Below are 16,779 nucleotides of genomic sequence, written 5' to 3' on the forward strand. Positions count from 1 at the left end.
AATCCTCGTTTCGCGAAATTGAGAACTGTGAATGATGCAGCAATCTCACGAACCCGCTGCCCTTGCCGAGATGGCTGCGTTCGCGGCCATCGCCGAGGCGCGCTCCTTCACCAAAGCGGCGGCGCGGGTCGGGCGCGACGCGACCATTCTGTCGCGGCGCCTGCAATCGCTGGAAACGCGGCTGGGGGTGAGATTGCTCTCGCGCACGACGCGCAGCGTCTCGCTGACCGAAGCGGGCGCCGAATTCCTGATGCGCGTGCGCGCCATCCTTGCATCCGTCGACGAGGCCGAGGCCGTCGCGTCCGCGCATGCCGGAGGCCGCCCGCGCGGCGTGCTCAGGCTGGCGCTGCCCGGCACGTTCGGGCGCATGTGGATCGGGCCGCTGCTGCCTCAATTCCTTGCCGAATTTCCCGATGTCCGCATCGAGGCCGAATTCTCCAACCGCTTCACCGATCTGGTCGCCGAGAATTTCGACGTCGCCGTGCGGCTGGGCAGCCTGGAGGATTCGCGCCTGGTGGCACGCAAGGTGGCGACGCGACGCAGGCTGCTCTGCGCGGCTCCCTCCTATCTCGCCCGCAGGGGCACCCCGGAGACGCCGCAGGCGCTGCTCGATCATTCCTGCCTGGGCTTCTCGGGCTTCCAGACCTTTCCGGCCTGGGAGATGACCGACCGCGAGGGCCGGCGCGCGCGCGTCGAGGTTTCCGGGCCGTTGGTCAGCGACGATGCCGAGGTGCTGGTCGAGGCCGCCGTGCAGGGGCTCGGCCTGATGATGAGCACCGACTGGCTGGTCGGGCGCGAGCTTGCCGATGGACGGCTGGTGCCTGTGCTGGAGGAGTGGACCTTGGCGGATGAAGGCGCCGTCTATGTCGTCACGCCCTCGGCCAAGGGAAAAGCCGCCAAGACCCGCGCCTTCACCGACTGGATCGGCAAGCGCTTCGCGCCGGAACCGCCCTGGCGGTAAAGCCGCTGACCCGCTCGCGGTAGAGACTGCGCGCTTCAGGGCCCATGAGCCGCCAGCGGCATGCCGATGTCCGACACGAGTTTGACGAGGTCGGCTTGGCGTCTCGTGCCGGTTTTGGCAAAGATTCGGTTGAGGTGGGTCTTCAAGGTGTTTTCGCCAATGCCGAGCGCCAACGCGCTCTTGGACGCTGACAATCCGCTGCCGATCCGCAGCAGCACCCGCGCCTCCGAGGGCGTAAGATCGAACAGCGTGGTCAGAACGGCCTCCGGGAGGGGAGAAGCCGATGTCGTCGTCGATATGAACACAGCCGCGCATGCCGGCCGGAAAACCGCGCGCGCCGTTCCTTCAGTCAACGGCAACACATAGGCAACGGCGGGCGGCTGGCCTTGGGCCGAAACCGGCAGCCCTATGCCGCGCGCGCCAAGCGAGGCATCCGCGCTCGCCGTGCTGGCGATCGCGTCGAGCAGGGCGCGGGCCACCACCCGATTCTGTGCCTGGAGCAGGCCGTTCCTGGAGAGAATGGGCCCCTGCACCGAAAACATCTGTTCGGCGGCCGCATTCGCATGGAGGATTGCTCCATTGGCGTGGGTAAGCACGACAGGCACAGCCAAATGATCGAGCGCCTGACGATAAAGATCGATGGTGATGCGGCCCTGGTCGAGCAGATCGCCGATCAGCGAAGCACGGCGCAGATGCGGCGAGAGCAATGCCAGGAAATGCTGCTCTTCGATCGAGATGCCTCCCCTGCTGGCTCGCGTGGTGCAGCCCAGAAGCCCGATTCGGTCCGGCGTATGAACGAATTTGGTGATGCAAGCCTCGCGCAGTCCCTGCGGTTTGGCCCAGTTCTGAAAAAACGGCGTCAGTTGGAGTTCGCTTTCGCTCATGAGCGACAGCGTCGCAACGGGCCGGTCGACATCGCCGACGACCGCTGCCTTCAGCCCGGGAATTCCATCAAAGTCATAGTCTTCCTCGAGGGCCCGCATCTGCACGGGATCCCAGGGCGACTGAGCCGCGAAACGGCCGCTATTATGGGCGGTGCCGGCAAGCGCGATGGTGGTATAGGCCGCGTCGACAGCTTTCGTGACGCGGGTCATGACTCCGGCCCAGCCTTCCGGGTTCAAAACGCAATCGTAGATATCGCCGATAATCGAACTCAGGACTTCGCTGCTCAGCCTTTCCATCACACCTCCAGGCACGCCCCGATCTCGCCTCGGAGGAATTTGTGACATCATACTTTTGGATGACGCAAGTCGCGGCCGCTCTCGACTATGGGTTGAACTTGGTCGCTTGAACGCCGGGCCGCCACTGTTGCCGGTTATTGTCGCAATGGAAAGCATCGCGTTCGATATTTTTTTAAGCCGTGGACAGTTGTCGAGGTTCCCCATTGTCGCGAAAGACGGTGCTTTCATCGGCTCGGTTGCCACCGCATCTTGATGAACGAGAACGATTTTCCCCGTGGCAAGACATCCCTGTCGCGGAAATACGGTCGGCCGAATACGACAGTCCGGAAAACCTGCACTTCGAAGCCATCGAAGCCACGGCCGTCGGTTCAGCGGTTCTCGGCCAGATGTCCGGACCCGTCAAGCATGCCACACGCAAAGCGAGCAACATCGCCAATGACGACAAGGACGGCTATCTGCTGATGATCAACAAGGCCGACACCATGCTGTCAGGGGTACATGCCGGCCGCGAATATGCCGTCGGCCGGGGAGAGGCCGTGCTTGTCACCGCATCGGAAGCTCTGAAAATCAACGGTGCCGACAGCAATGTCTGGACGAATGTGGTGGTCCCACGCGCGATCCTCCTGCGCGCCTTCCCGCAGATCGATGACAGGCTGGGGCTGAAGATCGGCGCCGACAGCGAAGCCCTCGAGCTTCTCAAACGCTATTGCCTGCTTCTTGAAAGCGGCAGCCCGCTTGCCTCCGCGGATCTGATCACGCACGCGACGGACACGATCGTGGATCTGATCGGCCTGGCGACCGGCGCAAAAGGTCGGGCTGCCGAACTGGCCGGGCTTCGGGGCCTGCGCGCTGCCAGGCTGGAGGCCGTCCTCGCAAGGATCGCCGAGGATTTTATCGACCCCGGCATCTCCGCCCAAAGTGTCGCTCTACAACTCGGCCTGTCGGTGCGCTACGTCCACGACCTCCTTCAGGAGACGGGAATGAGCTTCTCCGAACGCGTTCTCGAACTGCGTCTGCAGAGCGCCCACAGGATGCTCTCGCACAAACACAGCGACATGCGGGTCAGTGACATCGCCCTGACAAGCGGATTCAGCGACGTATCGTACTTCAACCGCTGCTTTCGTCGCCGTTTCGGCTATACGCCGACAAGCGCCAGATAAGTTTTGCAGCCTTCGCCAGCAGTCCGGTACCGCCCGTGCGAGGCCGTTCCGCAGCGGCTTGCGCCACCGATGACGCCGAACTGCCACAATGCGCGCAAAACACGCTGCTTTTCACTCCAGTCCAATTCCGGTGCGGCCCTGCCCAAGACAAGGCCGGGCTCCAATGACATGTCAGCCTCAGGGTGAAACGACTGTCATGTCAGGGGATCGAATGCCGCGGAATGCATTTGGAGGCCGTAAGGCCAACGCATTGAAAAACCTGGCGCTGGCGTCGACGGCACTGGTCTGCCTTGGCCTGCCGATCCCCGCATCGGCAGCCGAGATCTGGACCGGCGCCGCCTCCACGGATTGGTTTACCGCCGGAAACTGGAACCCCGCCGCTGTTCCGACATCGAGCGACGATGTTATGCTCGATCCGGTGTTCCCGCACCCGACCGTGGTCAATGCGGCGAATGCGGCCGCTCATTATCTGTTTGTCGGCACCATTTCGAGTTACTCGGGCTCGCTGACGATCACCAATGGCGGCACCCTCTCCGACACTGCCGGCTATCTCGGCTACGCTTCGGACGCGAGCGGCACCGTGAGCGTCACTGGAGCGGGCTCCGTCTGGAGCAACAGTTCGGACCTTTTCCTTGCCTTGGGTACGAACAGCAACGGCACCTTGACGATCTCCAGCGGCGGCGCTGTGAGCGACAAAGTGGGTCATGTCGGCTACGGCCCGGGCACCGGCACCGTAACGGTGGACGGCCCGGGCTCGACATGGACCAACAGCGGAGATCTTTATATCGCCGAATTTGGCACAGGCACGCTGGACATCACCAATGGCGGCGTGGTCAGCAATGCCATGGGCACCATCGGTTGGCATGTAGGCTCCACCGGCACGGTGACGGTCGACGGAGCGGGTTCGACCTGGACAAACTCCTCCCACCTATACGTCGGCGATCAGGGCACCGGTGCGCTGAAAATCTCGAACGGCGGCAAGGTCAGCAATCTGAGCGGTATCCTGGGCAACCTGGCGGGCTCCAGTGGCACGGCAACTGTCGACGGTGCTGGCTCGACCTGGGCGAACGCGGCCCTTGCGGTTGGGAACGCGGGCTTCGGCGCGCTGACGGTCACGAATGGCGGCGCGGTCACCAGTTCGGTGGGCTATGCCGGCTATGCCGCAGGCTCCAAGGGCCTGGTGGCGGTCGACGGCGTCGGCTCGGCCTGGACCAACACTTCGGACCTCTTCATCGGCTTCCAGGGCCAGGGTACGCTGACGGTCTCGAATGGCGGCGCGGTCAGCAACACCATCGGTATGATCGGCGCGCAGACGGGCTCGACCGGCATCGCGTTCGTCGATGGCGCCGGCTCGATCTGGACAAACAGCTCCAACCTGATTGTGGGCAATTTGGGTAACGGCGCACTGGGGATCACTCACGGCGGCGTGGTCAGCAACACCTGGGCCGCTGTCGGCGCGAAGACGGGCTCCATCGGCATGGCGTTCGTCGACGGCGCCGGCTCGACCTGGACCAACAGCGGAAACCTGAGTATTGGCGATTTCGGCGCCGGCACTTTGGCGATAAGCAATGGCGGCGCCGTCACCAACGCCTGGGGCTTTGTCGGCAACTCGGCGGGCTCGGCTGGCGAAGTGTTCGTCGACGGCGCGGGATCAAAGTGGACAAATAGCGGGAATCTCTACCTCGGGGGTCTCAGCACGGGCACGCTGACGATCTCGAACGGCGGCGCGGTCAGCGACACTGTAGGCGCTGTGGGCACCATGGCGGGCTCGACGGGGTTTGCCACTATCACCGGTGCGGGCTCGACCTGGACAAGCAGTTCCGACTTCTATGTCGGCGATGGAGGCACTGGCACGCTGAAAATCCTGAACGGTGGCGCAGTCAGCAATGCCATGGGCTACGTTGGCTTCGAGGCGGCCTCGACGGGCACGGCAATGGTCGACGGTGCAGGCTCGACCTGGACCAACAGCGGAAACCTCAAGGTTGGGGTTGCGGGCACGGGCACGCTAGTTGTCACGAACGGTGGCGGCGTGAGCAACCTTGCTGGCTATCTCGGATATGCCGCGGGCTCGACCGGGACGGCGACGGTGGACGGCACCAGCTCAACCTGGGCGAATACGGGCGAACTCATTGTCGGCCAATCAGGAACCGGCACGCTCGACATCACCAATGGCGGCGCCGTTAGCAACCAGACTGGCTCTGCGGGCTACGACGTCGGGTCCATGGGCACCGTCACGGTCGATGGACCGGGTTCGAGCTGGACGAATTCCGGCGACCTGTTCCTCGGTTTCAAGGGCGCCGGCACGCTCCAGGTGGCAGATGGCGGCCATGTCCTCAACCAGGCCGCGCTCCTCGCAGTGTTTGAAACCGCAACCGCCACCGTGACGGTGGACGGGGCGGGATCCTCCTGGAGCACCGATGACAATCTTATCCTGGGAAGCGCCGGTCACGCGGCACTTTCCATCTCCAGCGGCGGTTCAGCGGATGCAGATTCCGTCTTTGTCGGCCAGGCGGCGACAGCCAACGGTGCGGTTACCGTCGACGGCGTGGGCTCGAAATGGACCAACAAGAACGGCATGTACCTTGGCGGTCTGGGAATCGGCACGCTTGCCGTCACCAATGGCGGCGTCGCATCCGGCGGCGGCACCTACATGGCGTTCGCCGCCGGTGCCACCGGCCAGGCAACCGTTGATGGCCCGGCCTCACTGTGGGAGATGCACGGCGACCTGGATATCGGGTTCAGCGGCACTGCTTCGGTGACGCTCTCCAACGGCGGCACCGCTCTGGTGGACGGCTCTACCGTGATCGCCAGCCAGGCCGGCTCTGTCGGCGCGCTTAACATCGGCGGCGCGGCGGGCTCCGCGGCGGCGGGCGCCGGCGTCCTCGATTCGGCAACGTTGCAGTTCGGCTCCGGCACCGGCACGCTCAATTTCAACCATACCAGCGCGAACAATGGCTTCGCTTCGGCGATCAGCGGACTGGGGACGATCAACCAGATCGCCGGCAACACCAAGTTGACCAGTAATTCCTCCGGCTTCACCGGGACGACGAACGTTCTCGGCGGCGGCCTCTATGTCAACGGCTCGCTCGGCGGCGCGATAAATGTCACCGGCGGCCTGCTTGGCGGGTCGGGCACGGTAGGCATTGTGACCATTGCTTCGGGCGGCACCTTTGCACCGGGCAATTCGATCGGCACGATCAATGTTAGCAACACAGCCTTCTCGGCCGGTTCGACTTACGCAGTTGAAGTCGAAATCGGCGGCACATCCGATCGGATCAACGCCACCGGTACGGTGACGATTGGCGGCGGCACGGTCGACGTCATACCCTATCCGGATTATGCGACCGGCACGACCTATACGATCGTCACGGCGGCGGGCGGTGTCACCGGCACCTTCGACAAGGCCAGTCTCGAAGGCGGCTCGATCTTCATTGCGCCGACGCTCACCTATGACGCGAACAATGTCTATCTCAACCTGGCCAAGGCAAGCTTTGCCAGTGTAGGCCTGACGCCGAACCAGATCGCCACCGGCGGCGGCGCCGAAAGCCTTGGCGCCGGCAATCCGCTCTTCGATGCCATCTTTGCCTTGTCGAGCGAGGCAGCCGCCCAGGACGCTTTCGACCAGCTTTCCGGCGAAATCCATGCCTCGGCCAAGGGCCTGCTGATCGAGGACTCCCGCTTCGTTCGCGACGCCGCCAACAGCCGCATCGCTGCCGCCTTCGGCGATGCCGGCGCGTCGGCCGCACTTCCGGTCATGGCCTATGGCGAGGGCGGCCCGGAAATGGTCGCCGCCGACACCGACCGCTTCGCCGTCTGGGGCCAGGCGTTCGGTTCCTGGGGGAGTACCGAAAGCGACGGCAACGCCGCCGCCTTCGACCGCTCCACCGGCGGCCTGCTGGCCGGCGCCGACACGCTGGTGGGCGGCTGGCGTCTCGGCCTGCTCGGCGGCTACAGCCATTCCTCCTTCGATGCCGACGACCGCAACGCCTCGGGCAAGAGCGACAGCTACCATCTCGGTCTCTATGGCGGCACCAATTGGGGCGCCATCGCCTTCCGCACCGGTGCGGCCTACAGCTGGAGCAGCCTCTCGACCAAGCGCTCCGTCGCCTTCACCGGTTTTGCCGATCAGCTCTCGGCCGACTACGATGCGGGCACCGCGCAGATGTTCGGCGAACTCGCCTACAAGGCCGAGACCGGCGGGAGCTTCAAGTTCGAACCCTTCGCTAACCTCGCTTATGTCAGCCTGCACACTGACGGCTTCAGCGAAACCGGCGGTGCGGCGGCCTTGACCAGCGCCGGCGCGAGCAGCAACGTCACCTTCGCCACGCTCGGCTTGCGCGGCTCGACCGATTTTGGGCTTGGCGGCGTCAATGCCACCGCGCGCGGCATGCTCGGCTGGCGCCACGCTTTCGGCGACGTCACGCCGACTTCAAGTTTCGCCTTCACCGGCGGCGACGCCTTCACCATCGCCGGCGTGCCGATCGCCAGGGACGCGGCGGTTATCGAAGCTGGCATCGACATGAAAGTGTCGCCCAATGCCACGCTCGGCCTGTCCTATTCCGGGCAGTTCGGTGGTGGCGCCTTCGACAACGGCGCCAAGGCAAACCTCAGCGTCAAGTTCTGACGACAACAGGCCGCCGGCTCGCGCCAAATTGACGTCGCCGGGCGGTCCTGGCGTCCGCCCCCTACTCCGGCGACGGCACCGGCGGCTTCGAGGTCAGCGCGGTGCCGGCGGCGGCCACGATCACGGCGGCGATGCCGGCCAATTGCGGCGTGGTCAGGCTTTCCCGCAGGAACAGGAACCCGGCCAGCGCGCCAAGCCCCGGCTCGAGGCAGGTCAGCGTGCCATAGATGCGCGCCGGCATGCGGGTCAGCGCCACCATCTCCAGGAAGAACGGCAGCGCGCTCGAGAACAGGCCGACGAGCAGCGCGCTGACCAGGATCGACGGCGCGAGCAGGCCGCTTCCCGCCTCGGCAATGCCAAAGGGCAGCACCAGCACAGCGGCGATCGCCATGCCATAGGCGGTGGTGCGGGTGCCGAGTTCCGCGCCCGCCTTCTGCGCCAGAACGATATAGAGCGCCCAGAACCCGCCGGCCGCCAGCGCCAGCATCACGCCGATCGGGTCGAGCGGCTTTAGCGAGTGGATGAAGGGCGACAACAGCACGATGCCGGCGACCGCAAGTGCGATCCAGGCAAAGTCGCTGGCCCGCCGAGAGGTCAGTGTCGCCACCAGCAGCGGACCGGAAAACTCCAGCGCCACCGCGACGCCAAGCGGGATCCTGGCAAGTGCCGCGTAGAACAGAAGGTTGAGCGCGCACAGCGTCACCCCATAGGCGATGAGCCACGGCATGGTGGCGCGCGAGGGCCGTACCTGCCAGGGCCGCAGCACCGCGATCAGCATCAGCGCGCCGATGACCAGCCTGAGCGTCGTCGTGCCTTGCGCGCCGATCACCGGAAACAGCGTCTTGGCGAAGGTGGCGCCGATCTGGATCGACACCATGGCCCCCATCAGCGCCGCGACCGGCAAGGGTGCGGCTTCGCGGCTGGCAAGCGGCATTGATGTCACTTGTGCTTCATCTCCATGCCCGACGCGAAAACCTGCCCGGCAGCAATGCAATAGGATGAACCGGCCTGGCTGTCGTGAGACAGCGCGGATGCCTCGATGGGGGCACGGCCAGAAACGGTCGATGCCGTAAGGCGATTCCGCCACCGACAGCGCTTCGGGCGCCGGCGCGACACCGATGGCCGCCGGCCCACGGACGCGTCGCTGGCGGCGGCCCGGTTGAGTTCGACGACGGTCCCTGCCCTGAGCAGATGCGCCGTAGTCGGTCAGCGTGGTGGGCGAAAGCGCCGTGCGCCGCGCCAGTTCGGCACGACTGCGGACCGTCGTCGCGCAGCATGCGCAGGATCGCCGCTCCAGACTGGATTTGGCAGAACGCCGAACCCGCCCTAACCAGTTGGTTTCCTGGAATTGCCCTAGGCCGCGGCGGCGGAGCGCTTGAACACGATCGTGACCCGGGTGCCTTCGTCGGCGCTGGAAGTCACGTCGAACTCGGCCTTGGCGTTCTCTGTCAGCGATTGTGCGATGAGCGCGCCGAGCTTGCCTTGCTTGGGCCAGCTCTCGCCTTCCGGCAACCCGATCCCGTCATCGGCGACGACGACGCGGCAGCCATCCCCGTTCACGACGCTGTGCAGCGTGATCGTCCCGCTGTCACGCCCGCGAAATGCATGCTTGAGCGCGTTGGTCAGCAATTCGTTGACCACCAGGCCGGTGGGCATGGCAACGTTGATCGAAACCGGGTAGGTGTCCACCTTCATGTCGAGGCGAATGCCCTCGACAGCATGCGAACTCATCACGGCTGACGCGATCTGGCTCAGATAGACGCCGAGATCGACCTCCTCCTTGTGCTCCTCGCCCGACAGCGTTTGATAAAGGATGGCCAAGGCGTCGACGCGGCCGGCCAGTCTTTCGAAGCGTTTCCGGTCCGGCTCGGTCGCATTGCGCGTCTCGAGGCGAATCAGGGCGGTGATCATCTGCAGATTGTTCTTCACCCGGTGCTGCAATTCCCGCAGCAGCGTGTCTTTCTCGCGGACGCGCTCCTCGATCGAGCGCGCATCTTCAGTCTCGCCATGCGCCGAGACGTCGACCAGTGCCACCAGCCGGAAGCAGGCCTTGCCGTTGTCATCCTCGATGACGTTGGAATAGACGTCGACGATTGCAGGCTTGTCCTCGGCCCGCTCGAGCCGAAACGTGCCGACGAAATCGGTCCCGTCGACCACCGCATGGGACAGCGCGCTGTCCTTCTGCTGGTGCAGGCCAATGCCGGAAAGTGCCGCCCAATGCTTCTGGGCGAGGCTCGCCGCCTTCAGGCCCGACAGTTTCTCGAACTCCGGATTGGCATAGACGACACGTTCCTGCCCGCCGAGGTCCGAAACGGCGATGGCAATCGGCACCTGGTCGAGGAACTTCTTGAACTGTTCGCTTTCCAGCGCGCTGGCAAGGTCGGGCGTTTCCAGCAACTGCTCGACCGTTTCCGCCTTATCTGAATTCGATGTCATCTTTTGCATCCAGGAATTTTCTGGACGCCACCAATATCAGCGAAGCGATGCGCGAGCTATCGCCAAAAGTGCCACTTTCACCGGCATCAGGACTAGGCCCGCGCCGGCCTGGTCCCGCGCAACGGCAGCGCCATGGTGAAATCCAGGCCGTCGCCAAGATAATTCAGCTTGATGATGGCATCGCATTGCAAGCGTTTCCCAGCCTGGAACCCTGCAGGAACCCGAACCGGTCAACTCTGGCCGGCCACCTTCGCCAGCCGCGGACCGGTCTTGCCGTCGACGATTTCGGGCCTGGCGCTGTCGACCGCGCCGTCCCAGCCGCCGCAGAGCGCCTTGTTGAGGGCGATGTAGTCGGTCGCCAGAAGGACGCGGCTCTGCAACAGCGAATCCTCGGCCGAGTAGAGCGAGCGCTGGGCCTCGCGGCCACCGAGCCACGTTCAAAACCTCTCATGTGAAGAACCCTTACTGCTGGTTGGCCGTCACCGGCGTTTCGCCCTTATCCTGCCCGGGATCTGGTTTGGCCACCCTGCCCTTGAAGATGCGCCGCACCGTGACGAACAGCAGCGGCACCAGGAACACACCGATCACGGTCGCGGCGATCATGCCGCCCATCACGCCGATGCCGACGGAGTTCTGCGCGCCCGAGCCGGCGCCGCTGGCGATCGCAAGCGGCGTGACGCCGAGGATGAAGGCCAGCGACGTCATCAGGATCGGCCGCAACCGCTGTCGCGCCGCCTCGAGCGTTGCCTCCACCAGCCCCATGCCGGCCGCCTGCCGTTCAATGGCGAACTCGACGATCAGGATGGCGTTCTTGGCGGCGAGGCCGATCGTGGTCAGCAGGCCGACCTTGAAATAGACGTCGTTGGTCTGGCCGAACAGGCTTGCCGCCAGCAGCGCGCCGAAGATGCCGATCGGTACCGACAGCATCACCGCGAACGGGATCGACCAGCTCTCATAGAGCGCGGCCAGGCACAGGAACACGACCAAGGCCGAGATCGCATAGAGCGACATCGCCTGGTTGCCCGAAAGCCGCTCCTGATGCGACAGCCCGGTCCATTCATGCGAATAGCCGGCCGGCAGTTGCGCGACGAGTTTGTCGATCTCGTCCATCGCCGCACCCGAGCTCACGCCCGCTGCCGCCGCGCCCTGAATCTCGACCGCGGCCGAACCATTATAGCGTTCGAGCCGGGGCGAACCGAATGTCCAGTGGCTGGAGGCAAAGGCCGAGAACGGCACCATGGCGCCGCTTGAATTGCGGACCTGCCATTTGTCGAGATCCTCCGGCTGCATGCGGAAATTCGCGTCCGATTGCATGTAGACCGGCTTCACCCGTCCCCGATCGATGAAGTCGTTGACGTAATCGCTGCCCCAGGCGCTGGACAACGTGTTGTTGATGTCGGCAAGGCTGACGCCCAGCGCGCTCGCCTTCTCCTGGTCGATGTCGACCGAGAATTGCGGCTGGTCCTCCTGGCCGTTGGGACGCGTGTTTGCGAGCACCTTGCTCTGCCCAGCCAAGGCCAGAAGCTGGTTGCGCGTCTGGATCAGCGCGTCATGGCCGGCGCCATTGACGTCCTGCAGGTAGAAATCGAAGCCGTTGGTGTTGCCGAAACCCTGGATGGCCGGGGGCGCCAGCGCGAAGACCTGCGCATCCCTGATCTTGGAGAACGCGCCCATGGCGCGGCCGGCGATCGCCTGCGCGGCCATTGCGGACGACTTGCGCTGGGCGAAATCCTTCAGCCGCACGAAGCCGATGCCGACATTCTGCCCGGCTCCGCCGAAGCCGAAGCCCGACGCGGTGAAGACCCCGTCGACGGCGTCCTTTTCGTCGCTGAGATAGTGGTCGGTGACTTGCTTCAGCACGCGCTCCGTGCGGTCCTGCGTGGCGCCGACCGGCAATTGCACGCTGGTGATCAGGATGCCCTGGTCTTCTTCCGGCAGGAACGAGCTCGGCAACCGCGCAAACATCCAGCCCATGGCGACGACAATGGCGAGGAAGATGGCAAGAAATCGCCACGACCGGTTGATGATGCCGTGCGAGCCGTCGCGATAGGCCGTCGTGCCGCGATCGAACATCCTGTTGAACCAGCCGAACGGACCGGTCTGCGTGGCATGGTCCTTCGGCCGCCGCAGGATCGTGGCGCACAATGCCGGCGTCAGCACCAGCGCCACCAACACGGACAGCACCATGGCCGAGACGATGGTCACCGAGAACTGCCGGTAGATGATGCCGGTCGAGCCGCCGAAGAAGGCCATCGGCACGAACACCGCTGACAGCACGGTGGCGATGCCGACCAGCGCGCCGGTGATCTCGTTCATCGATTTTCGCGTCGCCTCCTTCGGCGACAGATCTTCCTCCTGCATGACGCGTTCGACATTCTCGACCACGACGATGGCGTCGTCGACGAGCAGGCCGATGGCCAGCACCATGGCGAACATGGTCAGCGTGTTGACCGAATAGCCGAACAGCGACAGCACGCCGAACGTGCCCAGCAGCACCACCGGCACCGCGATGGTCGGGATGATCGTCGCCCGCAAGTTCTGCAGGAAGATGAACATCACCAGGAACACCAGCACGATCGCCTCGGCCAGCGTCTTGACCACCTCCTCGATCGACAGCCGCACGAAGGGCGAGGTGTCGTAGGGATAGACGACCTCGACGCCTTGCGGGAAGGTCGAGCTCAGCCGGTTTATCGTCGAGCGCACCGCTTCGGCGGTGCTGATCGCGTTGGCACCGGTCGCCAGGTTGACGGCGACGCCCGCCGCCGGCTTGCCGTTGTAGTTGGCTTGCGTCGTATAGCTTTCGGCGCCGAGTTCGACGGTGGCGACGTCGTTCAGCCGGACCAGCGAGCCGTCCGTCTGGCTCTTCAGGATGATGTTGCGGAACTGTTCGGCGGTTTGCAGCCGGCTCTTGGCGGTCACCGTGGCGTTGAGCTGCTGGCCCTTGCGCGCCGGCAGACCGCCGAGCTGGCCGGCCGAAACCTGCGTGTTCTGCGCCTCGATGGCGCTCGCCACGTCGCTTGGCATCAGCGCGTATTTGGCCAGCTTGTCGGGGTCGAGCCAGATCCGCATCGCATAGCCCGAGCCGAAGAGCTGCGTCGAGCCCACGCCTTCGACGCGCTTCAGCGTGTCGTTGACGGTGGCGTCGACATAGTCGGCGAGGTCGGTCGAGTTCATCTTGCCGTCGCTGGAGACGAAGCCGATGACCATCAGGAAGCCGGTCGAGGATTTGGAGACGGTGATGCCGTTGCTCTGCACCACCTGCGGCAATTGCGACTGCACCAGCTGCAGCTTGTTCTGCGTCTGCACCTGGGCGGTGTCGGGGTCGGCCGAACTGGTGAAGGTCAGCGTGATCGACGCCGAACCGGTCGCGGTCAGAGGTCGCCGTCATGTAGTCGAGATTGTCGATGCCGGTCATGCCTTGCTCGATGACCTTGGTCACCGAGTTCTCGACCGTCTGGGCGTCCGCGCCCGGATAGGTAGCGCTGATATTGACGGTGGTCGGCGCGATCTGCGGATATTGCGAGATCGGCAGCGTGGTGAGTGCGAGCAGACCGCCCAGCATGATCACGATGGCGATCACCCAGGCGAAGATCGGCCGGTTGATGAAAAATGCTGACATCGTCTCAGTTCCCGGTCGACGCGGCGGGTTGCCGGCCGGTGCTGGCCATCTTGGATGGGGCCGGCAAGGCGGAGGTCTGGCCGCGATCCTTGATCTCACCGGTCGCCTCGTCGATCGTCACTTCGACGCCGGTCGCATCGCCGCCGGGGCGCACGAGCTGCAGGCCCTCGACGACGACACGGTCACCATCGCCCACGCCGCTGTCGACCAGCCAGCTGTTGCCGACGGTGTTGCGCACGGCAAGCACGCGCGTCTCGACCTTGCCCTGCGCATTGATGACCATGGCCGTCGCCTCACCCTTCGTATTGCGGGTGACGGCGCGCTGCGGCACGAGAAAACTGTTCTGGGCAACGCCCTCCTCGACCAGCGCCCGCACATACATGCCCGGCAGAAGCAGGCGGTCGGGATTGGGAAACTCGGCCCTGAGCGCGAACGTGCCGGTGGTCTGGTCGACATTGGCGCCGGCGAATTCCAGCTTGCCGGTCTGCGCGTAGATGGTGCCGTTCTCGAGCTTCAGCTTGACGCTGACATTGGGGCCGCTGAACTTCAGCCGCCCTTCCGAGATCGCCTGGCGCAGGTTGAGCAAATTGGTGCTCGACTGCGTGACGTCGACATTGATCGGATCGAGCGAGCGGATCGTGGTCAGCACCGTCTCCTGGTTGGCGGTCACCAGCGCGCCCGGTGTCAGCGTGGACTTGTCGATGCGGCCGGCGATCGGCGCGGTGATCGAGGTGCGGTCGAGGCTGATGCGCGCGGTTTCGGCGCTCGCCTTGGCGGAAGCCACATCCGCCTGCGCCTGCGCAAGCGTGGCGGCAGCGTCATCATAATCCTGTTTGGAAACAACGTTCTGCTTCAACAGGCCGGCGTATCTGTCGAACTTGGCCTGCGCGGTAGGCACCGCCGCCGCCGCCTTCTGCTGCGCCGCGACCGCGCTGTCATAAGCCGCCTTGTAGCTCGCCGGGTCGATGAGGTAGAGCGGCTGTCCCGCCGCCACCTCGCTGCCTTCCTTGAACAGTCGTTGCTGGATGATGCCGTTCACTTGTGGACGCACCTCGGCGATCAGCGAGGCCGCCGTGCGCCCCGACAGTTCGGCTGTGATCGCCACCGATTGCGGATGCAGCGTGACGACGCCGACTTCCGGTTTGCCGACGCCGCCCATGCCTGCGGGAGCCTTGCCGCCCTCTTGTGAGCAGGCCGCCAGGAGAAGAGCCGCGGCAAGCGCCGTCCAGGACGCGAGTCGGCGAACTGGCGGGGAGGACTGCCTAGACTGCATGGACATGGCTGAATGATCTTTCGCTGGAGGTGCGGTGACCGCATGGGCGTTGGCCAATGCAAAGCGAGGCCGAACGCCGGCGGTCGCAGGTGAGGCTTGAGACGGACGATGTCGTGACGAGGGGTCGCGCCCACTTGCGGGCGGCGTCGAGCAGTGCTTCGAAGCGGCTCATGTCGCGCTCCTTCTTCGTGGCTGGAGCGCACCCGAGGATCGGATGGCTGGCCGCGATGCCCTCCGCGCCATTATGCCGATCAGCACCGACATGCCAAGCGCCTTGCCAAGTCTCACGCGATCTTGCGGTCATGGTTTCCGTGGCCATCGGCGTGCCGCGAGATCGGCAGCGACAGGCGCCAGGCGGCGAATTCCAGCCGGATCGCGCCTTGCAGCGTGTCGACCGGCAAGGCCGGCGGCGTTGCGGCATGATCGATGCGCCGGCCGAACGAATATTTCGGGCTGGCCGATGCGATCAGCCGCAGCAGCATCAGGGCTTCCCACATTGTCGTGCCTTGTTGCATGGGGTGAATCCGGGAAGGCGCGATCCGCCATCCCGGAGAAGGAAACCCGGCCGGCCCGGGAACGGGTTGGGTACCGGGGCCGGCCGGCGCAGCCGGTCGGTTGTCAGCCGTTCCCGGGCTGGGGCGGCGGCATCGGGCCATCATTGGGCGGGCCTGCCGGACCGACTGCGTCATTCGGCGGGCCGCCCCATGGACCGGGGGGTGGTCCATGGGGGCGTTCCGCCGAAACGAGGATTTCGAGCTGTTCAGGCGTGAGCTTGGCGCGCAGCTCGGCGATCGCGTCCTTCAGCTTGGCGGCCGAAGCCGCACGCGCCGTGACGTCGTCTGCCAGCCTTTCCTGGAAGGCGAACGGATCGGGCTTGCCGGCCGGCCCTGCATCGGGGCCTTTCGCCTGCGGCCCGCCATCCGGCCCTCCAGGCCCGCCAGTGCCACCCGGACCACGGTCCGGCCGCGGTGGCGAAAGCACCGCCTGCAGCGCGCTGGTGTAGTCGCGCCAGGCGTCGAGCTGTTCGCTGCGGATGCCGACGCGTGTTTCGAGCGCGGCGAGCCGGGCGGCCAGCATGAATTCCGGCGGCGGCCCCACGCGGCGGGGGCCGAAGCCTTGCGGGCCGAAACTGTGCGGGCCAAAACCTTGCGGACCCCATCCTTGCGAAGGATGCGGCATCGAGCCATGGTCCGTTCCATCCTGCATTGCCATGGCAGGCGGCGGCCCGCCTGGCGCCGCGCCCGGGTCGGGCTGCGCCGCCAGCGCGGGGTGGATGGCGGCGGCGGAAAACAGGCCGAGCGCAAGAAGTCTGCTTCGCATACGGTATTCCTTTCATCCATGCTTTGGACGTCAGGAGGATAGGAAGCGTGTTTGTCTGCTTCGCGTCGGCATGTTGCCGAAGGTTTCCGCAAAAGGGCAATTTGTTTCCGAATGTTGCCATCCCCCGGCCAGAAACATTGGGTTGCAATTTTCCATGCCGCTTGCACGGGCGCTCCCTATAATCAGGACAAACCCGGGATCATGG

9 protein-coding genes and 2 pseudogenes are annotated in these 16,779 nt (G+C 65.1%); 3 read left to right on the plus strand and 8 right to left on the minus strand.

Features of this window, described 5'->3' with window-relative positions:
- The first annotated feature begins 34 nt into the window (after positions 1–34).
- Complete coding sequence (locus LB557_RS07985; protein ID WP_041163790.1) at positions 35–961, plus strand: LysR family transcriptional regulator; 927 nt, start codon at positions 35–37, stop codon at positions 959–961.
- Positions 962–996: 35 nt separating this feature from the next.
- On the opposite strand, the gene LB557_RS07990 is transcribed toward LB557_RS07985, so the two are convergent.
- A complete protein-coding gene (locus tag LB557_RS07990; RefSeq protein ID WP_224642898.1) occupies positions 997–2,370 on the minus strand; it encodes a helix-turn-helix transcriptional regulator in 1,374 nt (457 codons plus the stop codon).
- Positions 2,371–2,603: 233 nt separating this feature from the next.
- Between LB557_RS07990 and LB557_RS07995 the strand changes: the two genes are divergently transcribed.
- Entirely contained in the window at positions 2,604–3,302 is a 699-nt protein-coding gene (locus LB557_RS07995) for an AraC family transcriptional regulator (protein ID WP_224713043.1), read from the plus strand.
- A 211-nt stretch (positions 3,303–3,513) separates the two neighbouring features.
- On the plus strand, positions 3,514–7,926 hold the full coding sequence (locus LB557_RS08000) for an autotransporter outer membrane beta-barrel domain-containing protein (RefSeq protein WP_224713044.1): 4,413 nt from the start codon (positions 3,514–3,516) through the stop codon (positions 7,924–7,926).
- Positions 7,927–7,987: 61 nt separating this feature from the next.
- Here LB557_RS08000 and LB557_RS08005 read toward each other — a convergent pair whose 3' ends face one another.
- The 7 genes and pseudogenes from LB557_RS08005 to LB557_RS08035 form a co-directional block, all read right to left on the minus strand.
- The gene (locus tag LB557_RS08005) at positions 7,988–8,869 is read right to left on the minus strand and encodes an EamA family transporter (RefSeq protein WP_015316934.1); all 882 of its coding nucleotides are present in this window, start codon (positions 8,867–8,869) and stop codon (positions 7,988–7,990) included.
- Between the two features lie 410 nt (positions 8,870–9,279).
- Positions 9,280–10,362 (minus strand): sensor histidine kinase, encoded by a 1,083-nt coding sequence (locus LB557_RS08010; protein WP_140716345.1) that lies wholly within the window; start codon positions 10,360–10,362, stop codon positions 9,280–9,282.
- Between the two features lie 230 nt (positions 10,363–10,592).
- A pseudogene (locus LB557_RS08015) lies at positions 10,593–10,781 on the minus strand (RND transporter); the annotation flags it as partial.
- A 43-nt stretch (positions 10,782–10,824) separates the two neighbouring features.
- Positions 10,825–13,981 (minus strand): annotated as a pseudogene (locus LB557_RS08020) (efflux RND transporter permease subunit).
- 4 nt (positions 13,982–13,985) lie between these two features.
- A complete protein-coding gene (locus tag LB557_RS08025; protein WP_140663383.1) occupies positions 13,986–15,260 on the minus strand; it encodes an efflux RND transporter periplasmic adaptor subunit in 1,275 nt (424 codons plus the stop codon).
- Between the two features lie 278 nt (positions 15,261–15,538).
- Entirely contained in the window at positions 15,539–15,769 is a 231-nt protein-coding gene (locus tag LB557_RS08030; protein ID WP_224527071.1) for a hypothetical protein, read from the minus strand.
- A 103-nt stretch (positions 15,770–15,872) separates the two neighbouring features.
- Entirely contained in the window at positions 15,873–16,574 is a 702-nt protein-coding gene (locus LB557_RS08035) for a hypothetical protein (protein ID WP_140617986.1), read from the minus strand.
- Positions 16,575–16,779: the final 205 nt, after the last annotated feature.

Source organism: Mesorhizobium sp. BR115XR7A (genome assembly GCF_020165315.1).
Lineage (GTDB): Bacteria > Pseudomonadota > Alphaproteobacteria > Rhizobiales > Rhizobiaceae > Mesorhizobium > Mesorhizobium australicum.

Excerpts from the sequence above, each read along its gene's own strand:
- LB557_RS07985 (WP_041163790.1), top strand. The coding sequence starts at position 35 with ATGCAGCAATCTCACGAACCCGCTGCCCTTGCCGAGATGGCTGCGTTC.
- LB557_RS07990 (WP_224642898.1), bottom strand. The coding sequence starts at position 2,370 with ATGAAAGCACCGTCTTTCGCGACAATGGGGAACCTCGACAACTGTCCA.
- LB557_RS07995 (WP_224713043.1), top strand. The coding sequence starts at position 2,604 with ATGATCAACAAGGCCGACACCATGCTGTCAGGGGTACATGCCGGCCGC.
- LB557_RS08000 (WP_224713044.1), top strand. The coding sequence starts at position 3,514 with ATGCCGCGGAATGCATTTGGAGGCCGTAAGGCCAACGCATTGAAAAAC.
- LB557_RS08010 (WP_140716345.1), bottom strand. The coding sequence starts at position 10,362 with ATGACATCGAATTCAGATAAGGCGGAAACGGTCGAGCAGTTGCTGGAA.
- LB557_RS08025 (WP_140663383.1), bottom strand. The coding sequence starts at position 15,260 with ATGTCCATGCAGTCTAGGCAGTCCTCCCCGCCAGTTCGCCGACTCGCG.
- LB557_RS08030 (WP_224527071.1), bottom strand. The coding sequence starts at position 15,769 with ATGCAACAAGGCACGACAATGTGGGAAGCCCTGATGCTGCTGCGGCTG.
- LB557_RS08035 (WP_140617986.1), bottom strand. The coding sequence starts at position 16,574 with ATGCGAAGCAGACTTCTTGCGCTCGGCCTGTTTTCCGCCGCCGCCATC.